An 18,056-nucleotide genomic window follows, 5' to 3' on the forward strand; every position below is an offset into this window, starting at 1 on the left:
TTATAGTATAAAATCTTTATATTTTAATAGAATCCATACCCGTATGCAAAATTGCATATTAATAAGTCTTCTTCTTACTTTAAAATTAGCTTAAATCACTTTCCAAATTATACAAATAACAAGTTTAAAATGTTATAATTTTCAAAAAGCCATTGGAGGATATTATGAAAGCCCACGCAATTTTCGATTTCTTACATTTACTAGTCTTAACCCTAAAAAGCTATTATGTATGGGGAATGCCTATCTATGTCTTTATTATTCCTCTTATCTTTGTAGTCGGTTATATTATTATTAATTCTAATAAGAAACAAAAAAATACATCTATTCAAAGTCACTAATCTATTACCTTAATAGCCTCCTAAAAATCATATTCCCCTCATTTTCTTCAAATGATATGATGAACAAGGGTATATCCCCACCACTCTTATAGCGGTGGGGATTTTAATGTCAATATGCAACATACTACACAATAGAAGGTGATTTTTATGAGAAAATACGCAACAATTGCTTTATGTACGTCTGCCATTCTAGCAGGCTGCAATACTAGCAATGTAAGCCAAGAACCTAAAAAAGAGAAAAAGGTTCAAGAAGTAGCTAAACAAAAAGAGACTGTACAAGAACAAGGTAAAATTTCTTATACTCCCATCACATACGAATCTACAGACACTACTATTCATATGACAGATATAAAAGATAATTTAACTGAGGTACAATATAAAATTTGGCGCACAGCTGATGGAAAGGAAAGTGCTAAATCTTTTTCTTCTAAAGAAAAAGAGAAACAATTTACACTTCCTTTTGATATAAAAGAATTTGAAGGAAAACGCGGTGAGTTCCAAATTGAAGCAACAGGAATGAAAGAAGATGGGAAAACAATCTCGCTTACGAAATCTACTATTACTTTCGAACAAAAGGTTCCTGTTCTTATGTATCACGCAATTGATGATTATCATGGTCAAGGTATTAAAGACTTATTCGTATCACCAGCTAACTTTGAAGCACAAATGAAACATTTAAAGGACAATGGTTATACGCTGTTAACGTTTGAACGCTGGAGTGATATAAATAAAGTAAATAAGCCGATTTTCGTTACATTTGATGACGGTATGAAAAATAATATGAATGCATTTCGCGTTTTACAAAAGCTAAAAGATGATACTTTCAAACCGGTAGCAACAGAATATATGATTGTTGATAACGTTGATGTAGAAGGAGCATTGTCTACTTCTGAAATAAAAGAAATGGTTGATTCCGGCATTTTCTCGGTGCAATCTCATACTGCAACACATGCAGACTTGCCGAAAATTACAAACTATGAGGAAGAGTTAAAAGGTTCAAAAGAAAAGCTAGAAAAAATAACAGGTAAGCCTGTTATCGCAATCGCATATCCATTCGGCCATGTAGATGATAAGGTTGTTGCAGAAACGAAGAAGTATTATCAATTTGCGACGACGACAAAGCCTGGGCAATTCATTACGAAGGGTGAACCTGATGAATTGTTAAAGATGAAGCGCGTTCGTATACACCATACAACGACTGTAGAGCAATTTGCTTCTTCAATTAAGTAAATGTAAGAGCTCAATACATTTTGAGCTCTCTTTTTGCGCTATATTTATATATATTTTTAGAATTTTCTTGTATTATATATAGTAAGAAATCTTTCAAATTAAAGGAGATTATACATATGTCATTTGAACAAACGTTAGAGAAATATGCTGCTCTTGCAGTTAATGTTGGTGTTAATATTCAACCTGGACAAACTTTATCAATTAGTGCACCTCTTGAAGCTGTACAATTTGTACGCCTCGTTACAGAGAAAGCATATAAATCTGGTGCAAAACACGTATATGTGGATTGGAATGATGAGACGTTAACACGCTTAAAGTTCGATCTAGCTCCTGAAGAAGCTTTCTCTGAATTCCCTTCTTGGAAAGCACATGCTCGTGAGGAATTAGCAAAAGAAGGCGCTGCATTTATGTCTATCTATGCAGAAAACCCTGATTTATTAAAAGGTGTAGAAGCATCGCGTATTGCAACAGCTCATAAAGTAGCTGGAGAAGCGATGAAAGTATACCGTGATTACGTACAAGCCGATAAAGTAAGCTGGTGTGTAATTTCTGTTCCTACGAAAGAATGGGCTGCGAAAGTATTCCCTGACATAGCGCCAGAAGAACAAGAAGCAAAGTTATGGGATGCTATTTTCAAAGCTACTCGTGCTGATTTAGAAAATCCTGTAGAAGCATGGAAAGAACATGATGAAACATTACATACAAAAGTGGATTACTTAAACGAAAAGCATTATAAAGCTCTTCACTATACAGGTCCTGGAACAGATTTAACAATCGAACTTCCAGAAAAACATGTATGGGCTGGTGCTGGTAGCTTAAATGAAAAGAACGTACCATTTATGGCTAATATTCCAACTGAAGAAGTATTTACAATGCCACTTAAAACAGGTGTAAACGGCCAAGTTTCTAGTACAAAACCGTTAGTATTTGCAGGTAATATTATCGATAATTTCACGTTAACATTTGAAAACGGACGTATCGTAGACTATAAAGCTGAAGCTGGTGAAGAAGCTTTAAAACATTTAGTAGAAACAGATGAAGGTTCTCACTTCTTAGGAGAAGTAGCTTTAGTACCTCATGACTCACCAATTTCAAACACAAATGTTTTATTCTACAATACACTATTTGACGAAAATGCATCTTGCCACCTTGCAATCGGAAATGCTTATGCATTTAACTTAGTTGGCGGAAAAACAATGTCTAAAGAAGAACTTGCTGAAAACGGCGCAAACGCTAGTATTACACACAACGACTTCATGATTGGATCCGCTGAGCTTGATATCGATGGTATTACAGCTGATGGCAGACATGAGCCTATCTTCCGTAAAGGTAACTGGGCGTTTTAAATCTATTACCATAAAGAAACACATTGGATAATCCAATGTGTTTTTTATTTATTTGGTTTCAATTCAAATTTTATCGTTCTATTTTCACGCGTAAACTCCGGTCTATACGTAGCGATATACGTATTTTCTTTCGCTACGTCAAATAGCATGATATCTTGAATTTTTTCATCTGGTGCTAACTTTTTACTAATAAAGCTATCAGGGTTATTATATTCTTTAAATCTTGTACCTTTCTTATCGATAATCTCAAATTCATAAAATGCAAAAGGTATTTCCTTTTTACTATTATTTTCCACTTTGAAAATAACCCCCAAAATCTCTTCTTTCTTTTTATCCTCATCATAATCCGGATATCCTAATTTAACTGAATCGATAGTTACTTGCAAACCATCTACGTCTACTGTCTCCCCTATTTTATACACTTTATCTTGAACATCTTCTTGTTTACTTTCATTACTATCTTTAGTCTCAGTGCAAGCACTTAAACTAAAAGCTATGCCAAAAATTAAAACAATTTGACTCACCTTTTTTAACATACTCTTTCCTCCACATAAGACAATATTTCATATGTATCATAACAAAACGCTTTACTCTTTCTTGTCATATTTTGTCGTATTAATTGCTAACTGCACAAATAGAAAAAAGCTATCTTCTACAAAAGATAGCTTTCAGGATGCCGATGAAACCTTAAGACCAATGACACCCAAAACAATAAAAAGAATACAAAATGCTTGGAATAAGCTAATGTGCTCTTTAAAAAAATACACACTAATGATTGTAATAAGTAATGTTCCAACGCCAGACCAAATAGCATAAGCAATACTTAAATGAATCTTCTTCACAACGATGGCGAACACGCTGAAACAAATTCCATAAAATACGAAAATCAATACACTTGGAACGAGCTTTGTTAAACCATTTGATAGTTTCATCGCAATTGTTCCAGCCACTTCAAAAATAATTGTAACAAGTAATAATAGCCAATATACCATACTAGAATCTCCTTCTCTGTTACCTTATAGAGATTCTAGTATACTACTTATAGTCCTAATGAAATATATTTAATTTCTAAATATTCCTCGATGCCGAAATGGCCTCCTTCACGGCCGATACCACTTTCTTTAAAGCCACCGAATGGTGCTTGTGCAACTGATGGAAGACCGTCATTTAGACCAATAATACCGTACTCTAGCGCTTCACTAATTTGGAATGCTTGGCTAATGTCTTTCGTGAAAATATACGCAGCTAAACCGTATGGTGTATTATTTGCACGTTCGATTACTTCATCAACTTTTTTAAATTTCGCAACTGGTGCCACTGGCCCAAATGTTTCTTCGTTCATACAAAGCATCGTATCATTTGCCAACCCAATTACAGTCGGTTGCATGAAATGTCCCTCTAACTCTGCGACCTTTTGACCACCATATAAAACTGTTCCACCTTTTTGAATAGCATCTTCAATATGTTCTTGTACTTTTGAAACTGCATTCTCATCAATAAGTGGTCCGACAGTCGTTCCGTCACCGAAACCGTCTCCTACTTTCAACTGCCCTACTGCCTTTTGGAACTTCTCTACAAATACTTCGTATACTTCTTCTTGAACGAATACTCGGTTTGTACATATACACGTTTGTCCTGCGTTACGGAATTTCGAACCAATCACCGCTTCTACTGCTTTATCTAAATCTGCATCATTCATTACGATAAACGGAGCGTGACCACCTAACTCCAGTGAAACTTTTTTCATCGTTTGCGCCGCACTAGCCATTAACTCTTTTCCGATTTCCGTTGACCCTGTAAAGGACACTTTTCGCACACGACCATCTTCCATCCACGTATCAGCAATTGCTTTTGCACTACCTGTTACGATATTAATTACACCCTTTGGAATATCCGCTTCATGTGCTAATTCAGCTAATTTTAATGCAGTTAGTGGTGTTTGACTTGCAGGTTTTACAACTGCTGTACAGCCTGCTGCAAGCGCTGGGGCTACCTTTCTCGTAATCATAGCAGCTGGAAAGTTCCATGGTGTAATAGCTGCCATAACGCCAACTGGTTGCTTCATAACTAAAATGCGCTTATTCGGATGAGAAGCAGGAATCATTTCACCATATACACGTTTCCCCTCTTCTGCATACCATTCAACAAAGCTATTTGCATAATTTACTTCACCAAGCGCTTCTGCAAACGGCTTTCCTTGTTCCTTCGTCATAATCGCTGCGATCTCTTCTTTATTTTTATCAATAAGCATGAACCACTTTTTTAACTTCGTTGCACGATCTGCTGCCGTTAACTTAGACCACGTTTTAAAAGCTTCATGTGCAGCATCAACAGCTTGCTTTGCCTCTGTTACTCCGCCTTTTGGTACAGTTGCAAATATTTCCTTCGTCGCAGGATTATTTACTTCAATTTGTTCTTGTAGTGTAATCCACTCACCATTTATATACATCGCCTTTTTATCTATACTTACGAAAGTCGCCTTTTTATCCAATGTTTTCTTCCCCCTCTATGAACTTCTTAATTTTCCTAGTAGCAGCAGATTGACTAATTTGCAAAAACTCAGCCACTTTATAACTTGATCCATACGTTTTATACGCTTTAAGAATAATATTTCTCTCTACCTCTTCCAGCATTTTATAAAGGCTTTGCCCCGATTGTTCAACTGCAGCCTCTTGCATAGAGAGTGGCAAATCCTCTACCGTTACAACATCATCGACAGTAATAACAATTCTCTCAATTACATTCTCTATTTCTCTATTGTTTCCTTCCCACGGATATCCAACAAACATTTGTAATGTACCCGGTGCTAGTTTCACATCACGTCCGTACTTTTTATTAAAGTGCTGCAAGTAATGATAAATAAGCGGTAAAATATCTTCTGTTCTTTCCCTAAGCGGGGGAATTGCAATTGGAATGACATTCAGACGATAGTATAAATCTTTCCGAAATGTTCCTTGTTTCACCATCTCGCTTAAATCTCTATTTGTTGCCGCGACAATTCGAACATCCACTTTTTTTAATTCTCTTCCGCCTATAGGACGAAATGTTTTTTCTTGCAATACTTGCAAAAGCTTCGCTTGGATTTCAATCGGCATTTCACCGATTTCATCTAAAAAAAGAGTTCCTTTATGCGCGGATTCTAATAGTCCCTTTTTCCCTTCACGATTTGCACCTGTAAAAGATCCACCTGAATATCCAAAAAGCTCCGATTCAATTAAATTAGTTGGCAATGCCGCACAATTAATTTCATAGAAACTTTCATTCTTCCGATGACTCACCTCATGTAAATGGCGTACTAATCGACTTTTTCCTACTCCAGTCTCGCCTAAAACGAGAACAGTACTATCCACTACAGATACTTTTTTGATTGTATCGACTATTTTTTGCATAGCTAGACTTTTAAAAATAAGTCCTTCATGCTCATATGTTTCTCTTAATTCTTTTTTATATGTTTTTAGCTGATTATCCATTTCCTCTACCTTTTGACGTAATTGATAGAGTTCAGTAAGGTCGCGAGAATAACTAATCACTCTTCTTAAATTTCCCTCATCATCAAAAACAGGCCTTGTACGAACGTGTAAATACTCTCCTGATTTTGTAGTTTGAACGAGTTCAATTGGCCTCTTTTTTTCAATCACTTCTAATGTCGCTGATGGATAAAAGATTCCATCCTTTTGTAGTTCTTTTACATGCTTACCCACTAACTCTTCGGCAGCTAGTTGGTAGTGCCTTTCACATGTACTATTTACACGCACAACGATCCCTTGCTCATCTGTAACAAAAATTTCGTCAAACGCATATTCAAATACATCTTTTAAATCCATTAACACTCGTTCCTTTTCTGCAACCATCCTAGCCACCCCTAACTTCAAATCCATCGACCCACTTCACTACCTTTATTATAAAGTGAATTTTCTGGATTTAATATAGAGTCAGCTAGAATGTTTGCTATTTATACTTCAGTTTTTAAACGCGAGCGATGTTTGTTTGCTCATAACAAGCTTGCAACGATTCTTCAATTATTGTTAATCCTTCTTCAAGTTGCTCATCTGTAATAATTAAAGGCATTAACACACGTATAACATTTCCATACGTTCCTGCTGATAATAAAAGTAACCCACGCTTATTTGCTTCTGCACATAGATTAGCCGTTAACGTTTTGTCAGGTGCTTTCGTCTTACGATCTTGAACGACCTCAAATGCACACATTGCGCCTAACCCACGCACATCACCGATGCAATGATATTTATTTTTCATCTCTTCGAATCGGTTCATTACGACTTTTCCTAATTCTATCGCTCTATCATTTAGTTTCTCATTTTCTATTACATCGAGAACAGCTAATGCAGCCGCACATCCTAATGGACTTCCTGCATACGTTCCACCAAGTTCACCTGGTACAGATTCATTCATAATTTCTTTACGTCCAATGACACCACTTATCGGTACACCAGCCCCTAATGATTTAGACACTGTAATTAAATCTGGAACGACATCATAGTGATCAATTGCAAAATATTTTCCTGTACGACTAAAGCCTGTTTGTATTTCATCCGCTACAAATAAGATGCCGTTCTCTGAACAAATGCGGCGTACTTCTTGAACAAATTTCTTACTTGGGACGATAAATCCACCTTCCCCTTGAACAGGTTCCATTACAACAGCTGCAATTGTTTCTGGTGCTACTTCCGATATGAAGAAGTTCTTAAACTCTTCAATAATAAAATCATCATACTGCTCTTCCGTTAATCCCTCTGGGCGACGGTATTCGTATGGAAATGGCGCTTTATATACTTCTGGAGCAAAGGGACCAAACCCAAATTTATATGGCTTCACTTTACTTGTCATCGTCATTGTCATTAATGTACGCCCGTGGAAACCTTTAGAAAATGCGATAATACCAGGTCTCTTCGTATATTTACGAGCGATTTTCACCGCGTTCTCAACTGCTTCTGCACCACTATTTAAAAATAGGACTTGCTTATCGAAACTTCCTGGTGCCAATGCCGCAAGCTTTTCCGCTAATTCAATATATGGCTCATACATCATGACATTAAATCCAGTATGAATGTATTGATCGACTTGTTTATGGAGCGCTTCTTTAACCGTTGGATGACAATGTCCTACGTTAATTGTCCCGATTGCTCCTGCAAAATCAATGTACTGATTGCCATCAACATCCGTTACAAGAGCACCATTTGCAGATTGTACAAACGTTGGGATGCCGTTACTTACTCCTTTTGGTACTATATTTTGACGGCGTTCCAATAAAGATGCCGCTTTCGGTCCTGGAATTTGTTCATTTACTTTAGCAAATTTTTTTGTGTTCATTGCGTACCCCATCCTTTTCTTTACATTGTTTTCTCTTCTTATTGCAAAATGTATGCCAACTTTCCTTTCTAGCATTTATCCTATATTCTTTGTATCCAGGCATAAAAAATAAGTCTATAAAGACTCATTAAGAGTCTTTATAGACTTATTTTCCTTACACATTAGACTTTTCTTTCTCCCAGAAAAACTCACCCGATTGAGAAATAAACTCTCCAACAGAATCTAACACTAAATCAGCAAGTGGTTCTAATGTTGGACGGTCTCCCGTACCAGATAGCACCCCAATTGCATAGCAATCACCACCATTTTTAGCTAAATGTAAATCAGTTGGCGTATCTCCAACAACCGCAACCTCACATGATTCTAAATTAAATTTCTCACAAAACACTTCTATAATCTTTTTATCTGGTTTTTGCGCAAGGAATGTATCCGAGGCTATAATATAATCAAAAAAGTTCTCCAACTTATATTGTTTTAAAAATAATTCTGTTGGTGCGAAATCATCCGCCGTGACAACCCCTAATATAAATCCTTTATCTTTTAATGCCTGTAACACTTTCGGTAAATCTGCTGTCATTTTCATATGCGAACGATGCTCATACATAAGGGAAAATAACTTCTCACTTACCCAATGATGCATCTCTTCTTCTCTAGCAGACTCAATATAATTACAAAGCCCCTTCGCTACATCAAGGCTTGTTCCAGCAGCTATTGCACTCCTCGGATTAACAAATGCTCCCTCTACACCAATCTCTTCTAATAAGGTCTGCCCTATTGTACTTGGTAAATGATATAAACTTATACATTCAGCTACAAGTTCTTCAGCTACTTTTATCCAAATTGAATGAAAATCCATTAATGTCCCATCTTTATCAAATAGTATTGCTTTTACCTTCTCCATAGCATCCTACCTCTCGTTTCTTATCTCCTCCAGTGTATCAATAAAATATGGATGTAAAATAAAAGAATTGTAAAAATACCATAAAAATCAAACTAACTCCCAATTTACAATTCATTTTAACAAAGTAAAAAAGGATGCCTTTACAAGGCATCCTCTTGATGTTCAGGAACAAATAGTTCTAAACAATGATATATATTTTCAAATTCCATCGGTGCATCTCCACCATACTCACCATCTAAATTAATCATTAGTTTATCTGGTGAATGTACTTTAATTCGGTTCGCTTGTGTATATAACACTTTTGGATTATTAATATGTTCACCACGTTGTGCTTGTGTTGCTGCTTTAATTAAATCAGCGATAGAACCTTTTTTCAGTACTAATAGGTCAAATAACCCATCGTTAATAGATGCATACGGTGCTACCTTTTCAAATCCACCTACTGAACGAGTATTCGTAATTAAAAACATCGTAATTTCTTCTTGTAGTAACTTTCCATCATACTCAATTTCAACATATGTCGGATGCAATGATGGTAACATCTCGATACCTTTTAGGTAATAAGCAAGTTGTCCTAATACTGTCTTTAACTTACTCGGTACTTCGTATGTTAATTCTGTAATACGACCGCCACCAGCGATGTTAATAAAATATGTATCGTTCGCTCTACCGAGGTCTAATGGCACTGTTTTTCCTTCGCAAATAATATCTGCTGCCTCTTCAATAGAACGAGGTACACCAATCGCACGTGCAAAGTCATTTGTCGTTCCAACTGGAATAATTCCAAATTTCGGGCGGAATTCATGTCCAACTAAACCGTTTACTACTTCATTTAATGTACCGTCGCCACCAGCGGCAATAACAACATCAAACTTACGATCCGCAGCTTGCCTCGCCGCCACAGTAGCGTCTCCAGGACCCGTTGTCGCATGACAAGATGTCTCATAGCCAGCTTGTTCTAATTTTTGTAATACTTCTGGTAAGCTCTTCTTAAATAGCTCACGCCCAGAAGTAGGATTATAAATAATTCTTGCTCGCTTCATCATTTATTAGCACAGGAAATTTCTTTATGCATCGAAAAAGAACATACCGAACTTCTATTCAGTATTCCCATGCCTACCTCCTCTCATCTTGCTATCCTTCTTTTATCCCGCTCAAACAGGCAGTAAGAACCCGATTCGTGTAGTCCATCAAAAGTAAATATTCATTTCAATGGTTTTGTTTTATTTGACCCAAAAATTTATCCCGCTATTTGTGGGCAGTAAATGCCCGATTGGTGTGGGCTAATAATCAGCTTTGGATGAACCTCCCACTGATTAAAGTTTCACTTTATTTCTATCCATTCTTCCATAAAAATTTACATATAACGAATAATAACTATCTATTATTTCATGAGATGAAAAAAACCTCTATGTTTAGATTTATCATTATTCCCACCTTTTTGCAACTATCATACCATAGTTGCTATACAAACATTTTTCCACTTTTGACAGTTAATCAAACGTTTGTTTAAACGATTTTGTCTCATTTAAACAAACGTTTGATTAACCTAGAAAAACACCCATGTACGGGTGTTTTTCTGCTTAATCTTTAAAAGTCACTACTATTATCGCTTATTAATCTCTTCAAGTAAGATTTTGTTAACAAGCGGTGGATTTGCTTGTCCTTTTGTAGCTTTCATAATTTGACCAACTAAGAACCCAATTGCACGGTCTTTACCGTTTTTAAAGTCTTCGATAGATTGCCCATTATTATCAAGAATTTCTGTTACAACTTTACGAAGTGTACCCTCGTCAGAAATTTGAACAAGACCTTTCGCTTTAACGATTTCTTCTGGGTCTCCACCTTTTTCGATTAATTCATTAAATACTTTCTTCGCAATTTTAGAAGAAATTGTACCTTTTTCAATTAATTGAACCATTTTAGATAAACCAGCAGGCGTTAATGCAACGTCTTTTAATTCTTTTTGTTGTTTGTTTAAGTATGCAAGTACTTCACCCATTAACCAGTTCGATGTTAATTTCGCATCAGCACCGTCTGCAACAGTCGCTTCAAAGAAATCAGACATTTCTTTCGTTAATGTTAATACGTGTGCATCATAAGCTGGTAAGCCAATTTCTGCAACGTAGCGAGCTTTACGCGCATCTGGAAGTTCTGGAATAGAAGCTCGAACTGCTTCTTTCCACTCATCGTCGATGTAAAGTTCAACTAAGTCTGGCTCAGGGAAGTAACGGTAATCGTCAGATCCTTCTTTCACACGCATTAAGATTGTTTTCTTCGTTGCTTCATCATAACGACGTGTTTCTTGTTGGATGATACCACCAGATAACAGTTCTTTTTCTTGGCGCACTTGCTCGTGCTCAAGACCTTTTTGTACGTAAGTGAATGAGTTTAAGTTTTTCAGTTCCGCTTTTGTACCAAACTTCTCTTGTCCAACTGGACGAAGAGAAATGTTCGCATCACAACGCAGAGAACCTTCTTCCATCTTACAATCAGATACACCAGTATATTGAATGATTGATTTTAACTTCTCTAAATATGCATATGCTTCTTCTGGCGTACGCATATCTGGCTCAGATACGATCTCGATTAAAGGCATACCTTGACGGTTGTAGTCTACTAATGAACCATCAGCTGTATGCGTTGATTTACCAGCATCTTCTTCTAAATGAAGACGTGTAATACCGATACGTTTCTTTTTACCGTCTACTTCGATTTCAATCCAACCATTTTCACCAATTGGCTTATCAAATTGAGAAATTTGGTAAGCTTTCGGATTATCTGGATAGAAATAGTTTTTACGGTCGAACTTCGTTTCCGTTGCGATCTCACAGTTTAATGCCATTGCAGCTTTCATTGCAAAGTTAACTGCTTCTTTATTTAAAGTAGGAAGTACCCCTGGGTATCCTAAGTCAATTACACTTGTTTGTGTATTTGGCTCCGCTCCGAATTCTGTTGGACTCGCAGAGAAAATTTTCGAATTTGTTTTTAACTCAACGTGAACCTCTAAACCAATAATTGTTTCTAAATTCATCTATGCTCGCCTCCTTACAGACTTGCTTTTTTTGTATGATAGTCTGTTGCTTGCTCAAACGCATGTGCAACGCGGTAAATTGTCGCTTCATCGAAGTGTTTACCAATGATTTGTAGACCAAGTGGCATGTTGTTAGCACCGAATCCACATGGAACTGAAATCGCTGGAACACCCGCTAAGTTTACTGGGATTGTTAAAATGTCATTTGCATACATTGTCATTGGGTCGTCAACTTTTTCTCCAACTTTAAATGCCGGAGTTGGTGTTGTTGGTCCAATAATAACATCATAGTTAGCAAATACATTTTCAAAGTCATTTTTAATTAATGTACGTACTTGTTGTGCTTTTTTGTAATATGCATCATAGTAACCAGAGCTAAGGGCAAATGTACCAAGCATAATACGACGTTTAACTTCATCACCGAAACCTTCACTACGTGTGTTTTTGTAAAGATCTAATAAGTTATTTACATTATCAGAACGAACACCGTAACGCACGCCATCAAAGCGTGAAAGGTTAGCAGATGCTTCAGAAGAAGATAATAAGTAATACGTTGCTAGAGCGTATTTAGAGTGCGGAAGAGATACTTCCTCCCAAGTTGCGCCCATACCTTCTAATACTTTTAAAGCAGCTAGTACTGACTCACGAGCTTCTTCGCCAACACCTTCGCCTAAGTATTCTTTCGGTACAGCAATGCGTAAACCTTTAACATCGCCTGTTAAACCAGCTAAATAGTTTCCAACTTCAACATTTGCAGAAGTTGCATCCATGCGGTCAATACCTGAAATAGCTTGTAATAAGTATGCATTGTCTTCTACTGTACGTGTAATCGGTCCGATTTGGTCAAGTGAAGATGCGAATGCTACTAATCCGTAACGAGATACGCGTCCGTAAGTTGGTTTTAAACCTACAACACCGCAATATGCAGCCGGCTGACGGATAGAACCACCCGTATCAGAACCTAGAGAGAATAGTACTTCTCCCGCTGCTACAGCTGCTGCAGAACCACCACTAGATCCGCCCGGAACGTAATCTAAGTTCCATGGGTTTTTCGTAGCGTAGAATCCTGAGTTTTCATTTGAAGAACCCATTGCAAACTCGTCCATGTTTAATTTACCGATTGTAATCGTGTCAGCAGCTTTTAGCTTTTGCACAACTGTCGCATCATAAATTGGATCGAAGTTTGCTAACATTTTACTCGCACAAGTTGTACGAAGGCCGTTAGTTACAATGTTATCTTTTACACCAATCGGCATACCGAATAATAAACCATTATCTTCAGCGCCGATTTTTGCATCTAATTCTTTCGCTTTTGCGCGTGCATTTTCTTCATCTAATGTAAGAAAAGCTTTTACGTTATCTTCAACATCCGCAATACGTTTGTAAGATTCTTCTACTAAATCCGTAACGGAAATTTCTTTGTTGTTTAATTTCTTATGTAACTCTGATACTGAATGATCAAATAATGACATCGAAATTCCCCTCCTCTATTCTAATACTGCTGGAACACGGATTTGATTATCTTTGTGATCCGGTGCATTTTTTAATACTTCTTCGACTGGTAAACCTTTTTCTGGTACATCTTCACGCATAACATTTTTCATAGTTAATACATGAGTTGTTGGTTTTACATCTGTTGTATCTAATTCATTTAACTGTTCTGCAAATGTAACAATTGCATCTAGTTGTTTTTGAAATTTTTCAGCTTCTTGATCAGTAATTGCAAGACGTGCTAAATGTGCTACGTGCTTTACATTCTCAACGGAAATTCTTGACACGGCTAGGCCACCTCCATAATATATCGTTCAATCTACAATACTATTGATGATACCAAATTTTCAGTACTTCAAGCAAGTCAACACACGGCACTTACGCCATTTTTACATAAAAAAAGAAAGGCAAATGCCTTTCTTTACAATTTACTCTTTATCTAACGGTTTATTTTTCGGAAATCTCTCGTTATCTTCTTCATTATCACGAATTGTTTTTTGTAACACAAAACAAGACATCGTTAAAAATAGTGTTCCAATTAAATAGTATCCTTTTACACTAAGCGTTTCATCTAACGTATAAATCCCAATTAGCATACCTGAAAGCGCACAAACAAATGAAGTCCATGCTAAAAATGTGAACGCTTGCGTATTACGTCTTCTCATCGTTCTCCCCCTCGTTAGCTGTATACCCATTATAGATAAGTATATTTACCATGATGGATTTTTATGTAAATTCTAGTTTTATATTTATAAATCTATCATAAAAGAATACTATTTTAAAGGTAGTTTTCTTTTTAATCTGAAAAATCAATTAAAAACATTGACAATTATTTCTATTCTACATAAAATAAAAATAAATATTACGAACCTCGAAATATACGGGAGTGGAATTAATTGTTGCAATATGAACATTTTTTAGACTTACTGCTAGATAACGCCAAGAAACTTTTCTATCCTGAAGAATGGGTAAGCCTAGATTTAACACTTTCTAAAACAGAAGTATTTTGTTTACTTTGGATGGAGCGAAATACAGATATTACAATGACAAAAATTGCTGACCTTCTTGATATACCGATGAGTACAACGACAGGTGTTGTAAATCGCCTCGTAAAAAAGGGATATATTGAAAGGTACCGTGATGAAAACGACCGACGCATTGTATTAATTCGTTTAACAGAAAACGGCGTAATGCTCGTCCAAGAAGTAAAACAAAATGCAGCCCATTACTTTAACCTAGTGACAGAAGCATTATCAGAAGAAGAAAAAGCATTCTTACTACAAATCTTCCAAAAGATCATGAATCACATCGCTACGTCACAGCAAAAAACAGAAGAAAAGGTTTCTACACCTAAAATGAAAAACATTCCGATTGAATAAAACCCTAGTTGGGTTTTTATTCAATATTTTATTTCGATACTCGTAATATTCGACACTCGAAACAAAGGGGATAGAATAATGAGAATTATTTTGTATACAGGTAAAGGCGGCGTAGGAAAAACTAGCATTTCAGCAGCAACAGCGCTTCAAAGCGCAAAACAAGGATTAAAAACATTAGTAATGAGTACAGATCCTGCTCATAGTTTAGGAGATTCATTTGGTATAAAGCTATCTTCTGAGCCATTAGAAATTCGTGAAAATTTGTGGGCACAAGAAATTAATACGATTTATGAGATGGAAAAAGGCTGGGGGAAATTACAGAAATATATTACGCTACTCTTCACTTCCAAAGCAGCTGATGATATTACAACAGAAGAGTTAACGATGTTTCCTGGTATGGAAGATTTAATTAGCTTACTTCGCGTACTCGATTATTATAAACAAAACACATATGATGTTATTATCATTGATTGTGCTCCAACAGGAGAAACATTAGCAATGCTCAGCTTTCCAGACATGCTCAGCTGGTGGATGGAAAAACTCTTTCCTATTAAAAGAAAAGTTTTAAAAGTTGTTCGCCCTGTAGCTCAACCACTTCTTGGTGTTCCTCTTCCAACCGATGATATTATGGACGAATTAACGAATACACTTGAACAGCTCGGAGAAATGAGAGATATTTTATCAAACCGAGAAATAACAAGTATCCGCATCGTTGTAAATCCCGAAAAAATGGTCATTAAAGAAGCTCAGCGTAGCTTTACTTATTTAAATTTATACGATTATAACGTAGATGCCATTATGATTAACCGCGTCATCCCTAACACTGTCACCGATCCTTATTTTCAAGCATGGAAAGATACTCAAAAAAAATATAAAACATTAATTCAAGATAGTTTTCAGCCGCTTCCTATTTACGAAGCTCCAATGTTTGAACAAGAAGTTGTTGGTTTACCTATGTTAGAGCGTGTAGGAGATGCTTTATTTAAAACTGATCATTGTCCTACTGAAGTGAAATTTAACGGCCGCACACAATATGTAAAAAAAGATGGCGATGATTATATTTTCATTCTTTCTATTCCCTTCTCAAATAAAAGTGAACTTTCATTAAATCAAAAAGGTGATGAACTTATTATTCGAGCCGGTTCTGTTAAACGGAACATCACGTTACCCAAAACATTAACACACCTTTCTATTCAAGGAGCAAAATTTGAAGAAGATGTACTAAATATTCGCTTTGGAGGTGTAGTACATGCATGAGGAATTACTACGAAGGGTAATTCTTACAAAAGTAAAAGTCGGGATGCATATATTAGAAGAGCTACCTAATCCAATCCAGCAATCAGCTAAGCAAATATTAAATATTTTACAAGAGGAACTAGCTGCTTATCCGAAAGAACGAGAGCATCATGATGTTAATTTAAAAAATATCATAATTGAATAACTATCTCTGTATAGAGGGCCTTTTTTAGGCTTTCTATACTTTATTGGAGTGATGTAAGTTGATGAAAAAGCATTCCACTACTATACTCTGGATCATTCCCTTATTATTTTTCATTCATAACCTTGAAGAAGCTTTCCAAATGCCACAATATCTTGCTAATCAATTTTCAATCCGTATTATAACTAGCCAACAATTCTTCATTGCCATTTCCGTATTAACAATCTTTGTATTACTTATCGTCTTTCTATATCAACTTAACTTCTTGTCTTCTATATGCTGGATTATTTTTATACAAGGGGCCATCTTCTTTAACTCTGTTCAACATATTATTTTGTTTTTCATTTATCGCTCCTATAACCCCGGCGTAATATCAGCATTTTTCATTACTCTCTTTTCTATTTTCTTTTTTTTATCAAAAAAACACTTAATTCATCAAAAGCAATTCGTAATTACACTCCTTTTCAGCTTATTTTCTTATCCCATTATAATTTGGATTACCTTACTGTTCGCTATCTACTTTCATTCATAAAAAAAGACCAGGAAAACTCCTGGTCCATTACTCTACTTAACAAACATTGGATTCTACGTTATACAAAATTGGAAGGTACAGAATTAGGGTTCGTTTGTTAAGTAGATTATATGTTGAACGAACTAACAGCGGAGGGGTTCCTTCTGTTAGTCCATTAAACCCAATCATTATTTTACGATTTTTTCAAGCTCCTCAAGTGAAAGGTCAACTGAAATTGAACCATCATTTGTTTCTTTCTTAATTGCATCTGTTACTTCTTTTGAATGATATAATTCAATTACTTTTTTCAGTGTTGGATCATCTTTATCTTTCGTACGAGCTGCGAAAATATTAATATAAGGCTTCGCATTTTCATTCTTTGGATCTTCTAAGAAAATAGGATCCTTCGCTGGATCTAATCCAGCTTGACCAGCAACACCGTTATTAATAACTGAAGCTGCTACATCTTTTAATACACGAGGTGTTTGCTGTGCGATAACCGGCGTGATTTTTAATTTCTTCGGATTTTCAGCAATGCCGCTTGGATCTCCAAATAAGCCAAAATCTTTTTTAAGCTTTAATAATCCAGCTGCATCAAGAAGTTTTAATGCACGTGCTTGGTTCGTTGGATCGTTTGGAATTGCAATTTCTGAACCATCTGGGATTTCATTTGCTTTCTTATATTTTTCAGAGTATAAACCCATTGGTGCAATTTGCGTTGTACCAACAGCTGTAATATCTAACTTATGCTCTTTTTTAAATTGCTCTAAGAAAGCAATATGCTGGAATGAGTTTAATTCAATATCTCCATCAGCTAACGCTTTATTTGGCGTTGTGTAATCAGAGAACTCAATCAGTTTAACTTTAATCCCTTCTTTTTCAGCTTTTTTCTTCAAGATTTCCCAAGCGTCTCCATCCGTTCCAGTTACACCGACGCGAACTACTTTTTCTTTCGCTCCTGCACCCGTGTCTCCACTTGAGCAGCCGCTTAATGCTGAGACTCCTACAATCGCTGATAATGCAAATGCTAAAATTTTCTTCATTTTCTTTTCCTCTC

General features: G+C 36.1%; 18 protein-coding genes. 6 read left to right on the forward strand and 12 right to left on the reverse strand.

The window, feature by feature from the left end; all coding sequences use genetic code 11:
- Positions 1-485 precede the first annotated feature (485 nt).
- Positions 486-1,568, forward strand: a complete 1,083-nt coding sequence (locus ASE54_RS20270; protein WP_001233761.1) for a polysaccharide deacetylase family protein — start codon at positions 486-488, stop codon at positions 1,566-1,568.
- Between the two features lie 116 nt (positions 1,569-1,684).
- The gene (locus ASE54_RS20275; protein ID WP_000007370.1) at positions 1,685-2,914 is read left to right on the forward strand and encodes an aminopeptidase; all 1,230 of its coding nucleotides are present in this window, start codon (positions 1,685-1,687) and stop codon (positions 2,912-2,914) included.
- 44 nt (positions 2,915-2,958) lie between these two features.
- On the opposite strand, the gene ASE54_RS20280 is transcribed toward ASE54_RS20275, so the two are convergent.
- The 11 genes from ASE54_RS20280 to ASE54_RS20330 form a co-directional block, all read right to left on the reverse strand.
- On the reverse strand, positions 2,959-3,450 hold the full coding sequence (locus ASE54_RS20280; RefSeq protein WP_000915107.1) for a DUF4352 domain-containing protein: 492 nt from the start codon (positions 3,448-3,450) through the stop codon (positions 2,959-2,961).
- 132 nt (positions 3,451-3,582) lie between these two features.
- Positions 3,583-3,906, reverse strand: coding sequence for a multidrug efflux SMR transporter (locus ASE54_RS20285; RefSeq protein WP_000263262.1), 324 nt, complete (start codon positions 3,904-3,906; stop codon positions 3,583-3,585).
- Positions 3,907-3,953: 47 nt separating this feature from the next.
- Positions 3,954-5,405, reverse strand: coding sequence for an NADP-dependent succinate-semialdehyde dehydrogenase (gene gabD / locus ASE54_RS20290; RefSeq protein ID WP_000358125.1), 1,452 nt, complete (start codon positions 5,403-5,405; stop codon positions 3,954-3,956).
- Positions 5,398-6,765: a sigma 54-interacting transcriptional regulator gene (locus ASE54_RS20295; RefSeq protein ID WP_000225139.1), complete on the reverse strand. Its 1,368-nt coding sequence runs from the start codon at positions 6,763-6,765 to the stop codon at positions 5,398-5,400. The genes gabD and ASE54_RS20295 overlap by 8 nt, the downstream gene beginning before the upstream one ends.
- Positions 6,766-6,880: 115 nt before the next feature.
- A complete protein-coding gene (gabT, locus tag ASE54_RS20300) occupies positions 6,881-8,245 on the reverse strand; it encodes a 4-aminobutyrate--2-oxoglutarate transaminase (RefSeq protein ID WP_001093021.1) in 1,365 nt (454 codons plus the stop codon).
- Between the two features lie 154 nt (positions 8,246-8,399).
- Entirely contained in the window at positions 8,400-9,146 is a 747-nt protein-coding gene (locus ASE54_RS20305; protein ID WP_000416657.1) for an HAD family hydrolase, read from the reverse strand.
- Between the two features lie 140 nt (positions 9,147-9,286).
- A complete protein-coding gene (locus ASE54_RS20310) occupies positions 9,287-10,192 on the reverse strand; it encodes a diacylglycerol kinase (protein WP_000977679.1) in 906 nt (301 codons plus the stop codon).
- Positions 10,193-10,752: 560 nt separating this feature from the next.
- Entirely contained in the window at positions 10,753-12,180 is a 1,428-nt protein-coding gene (gene gatB / locus ASE54_RS20315) for an Asp-tRNA(Asn)/Glu-tRNA(Gln) amidotransferase subunit GatB (protein WP_001047684.1), read from the reverse strand.
- Between the two features lie 14 nt (positions 12,181-12,194).
- Positions 12,195-13,652: an Asp-tRNA(Asn)/Glu-tRNA(Gln) amidotransferase subunit GatA gene (gene gatA, locus ASE54_RS20320; RefSeq protein WP_000051441.1), complete on the reverse strand. Its 1,458-nt coding sequence runs from the start codon at positions 13,650-13,652 to the stop codon at positions 12,195-12,197.
- Positions 13,653-13,667: 15 nt separating this feature from the next.
- Entirely contained in the window at positions 13,668-13,958 is a 291-nt protein-coding gene (gene gatC, locus ASE54_RS20325; protein WP_000086999.1) for an Asp-tRNA(Asn)/Glu-tRNA(Gln) amidotransferase subunit GatC, read from the reverse strand.
- Positions 13,959-14,099: 141 nt separating this feature from the next.
- The gene (locus ASE54_RS20330; protein WP_001254393.1) at positions 14,100-14,336 is read right to left on the reverse strand and encodes a YiaA/YiaB family inner membrane protein; all 237 of its coding nucleotides are present in this window, start codon (positions 14,334-14,336) and stop codon (positions 14,100-14,102) included.
- Between the two features lie 231 nt (positions 14,337-14,567).
- Here ASE54_RS20330 and ASE54_RS20335 point away from each other — a divergent pair, with 231 nt between their 5' ends.
- From ASE54_RS20335 to ASE54_RS34950, 4 genes are all read left to right on the forward strand, one after another.
- On the forward strand, positions 14,568-15,050 hold the full coding sequence (locus tag ASE54_RS20335; RefSeq protein ID WP_000942477.1) for a MarR family transcriptional regulator: 483 nt from the start codon (positions 14,568-14,570) through the stop codon (positions 15,048-15,050).
- Positions 15,051-15,125: 75 nt separating this feature from the next.
- On the forward strand, positions 15,126-16,307 hold the full coding sequence (locus ASE54_RS20340; protein ID WP_079997070.1) for an ArsA family ATPase: 1,182 nt from the start codon (positions 15,126-15,128) through the stop codon (positions 16,305-16,307).
- Positions 16,300-16,491 carry a DUF3926 domain-containing protein gene (locus tag ASE54_RS20345; protein ID WP_000544101.1) on the forward strand — a complete coding sequence of 64 codons (192 nt, stop codon included), beginning with the start codon at positions 16,300-16,302 and terminating at the stop codon, positions 16,489-16,491. The genes ASE54_RS20340 and ASE54_RS20345 overlap by 8 nt, the downstream gene beginning before the upstream one ends.
- 61 nt (positions 16,492-16,552) lie before the next feature.
- Positions 16,553-17,020, forward strand: coding sequence for an HXXEE domain-containing protein (locus tag ASE54_RS34950; RefSeq protein ID WP_002083648.1), 468 nt, complete (start codon positions 16,553-16,555; stop codon positions 17,018-17,020).
- 167 nt (positions 17,021-17,187) lie between these two features.
- On the opposite strand, the gene ASE54_RS20350 is transcribed toward ASE54_RS34950, so the two are convergent.
- Positions 17,188-18,042 (reverse strand): MetQ/NlpA family ABC transporter substrate-binding protein, encoded by an 855-nt coding sequence (locus tag ASE54_RS20350; RefSeq protein WP_000721600.1) that lies wholly within the window; start codon positions 18,040-18,042, stop codon positions 17,188-17,190.
- Positions 18,043-18,056 lie beyond the last annotated feature (14 nt).

The organism is Bacillus sp. Root131 (genome assembly GCF_001429475.1).
In the GTDB taxonomy this organism is placed as follows: Bacteria; Bacillota; Bacilli; order Bacillales; family Bacillaceae_G; genus Bacillus_A; species Bacillus_A thuringiensis_S.

Excerpts from the sequence above, each read along its gene's own strand:
- ASE54_RS20280 (WP_000915107.1), bottom strand. The coding sequence starts at position 3,450 with ATGTTAAAAAAGGTGAGTCAAATTGTTTTAATTTTTGGCATAGCTTTT.
- ASE54_RS20330 (WP_001254393.1), bottom strand. The coding sequence starts at position 14,336 with ATGAGAAGACGTAATACGCAAGCGTTCACATTTTTAGCATGGACTTCA.
- gatA (WP_000051441.1), bottom strand. The coding sequence starts at position 13,652 with ATGTCATTATTTGATCATTCAGTATCAGAGTTACATAAGAAATTAAAC.
- ASE54_RS20270 (WP_001233761.1), top strand. The coding sequence starts at position 486 with ATGAGAAAATACGCAACAATTGCTTTATGTACGTCTGCCATTCTAGCA.
- ASE54_RS20305 (WP_000416657.1), bottom strand. The coding sequence starts at position 9,146 with ATGGAGAAGGTAAAAGCAATACTATTTGATAAAGATGGGACATTAATG.
- ASE54_RS20275 (WP_000007370.1), top strand. The coding sequence starts at position 1,685 with ATGTCATTTGAACAAACGTTAGAGAAATATGCTGCTCTTGCAGTTAAT.
- ASE54_RS20345 (WP_000544101.1), top strand. The coding sequence starts at position 16,300 with ATGCATGAGGAATTACTACGAAGGGTAATTCTTACAAAAGTAAAAGTC.
- ASE54_RS34950 (WP_002083648.1), top strand. The coding sequence starts at position 16,553 with ATGAAAAAGCATTCCACTACTATACTCTGGATCATTCCCTTATTATTT.
- ASE54_RS20310 (WP_000977679.1), bottom strand. The coding sequence starts at position 10,192 with ATGATGAAGCGAGCAAGAATTATTTATAATCCTACTTCTGGGCGTGAG.
- ASE54_RS20350 (WP_000721600.1), bottom strand. The coding sequence starts at position 18,042 with ATGAAGAAAATTTTAGCATTTGCATTATCAGCGATTGTAGGAGTCTCA.
- gatB (WP_001047684.1), bottom strand. The coding sequence starts at position 12,180 with ATGAATTTAGAAACAATTATTGGTTTAGAGGTTCACGTTGAGTTAAAA.
- ASE54_RS20295 (WP_000225139.1), bottom strand. The coding sequence starts at position 6,765 with ATGGTTGCAGAAAAGGAACGAGTGTTAATGGATTTAAAAGATGTATTT.
- gabT (WP_001093021.1), bottom strand. The coding sequence starts at position 8,245 with ATGAACACAAAAAAATTTGCTAAAGTAAATGAACAAATTCCAGGACCG.
- ASE54_RS20285 (WP_000263262.1), bottom strand. The coding sequence starts at position 3,906 with ATGGTATATTGGCTATTATTACTTGTTACAATTATTTTTGAAGTGGCT.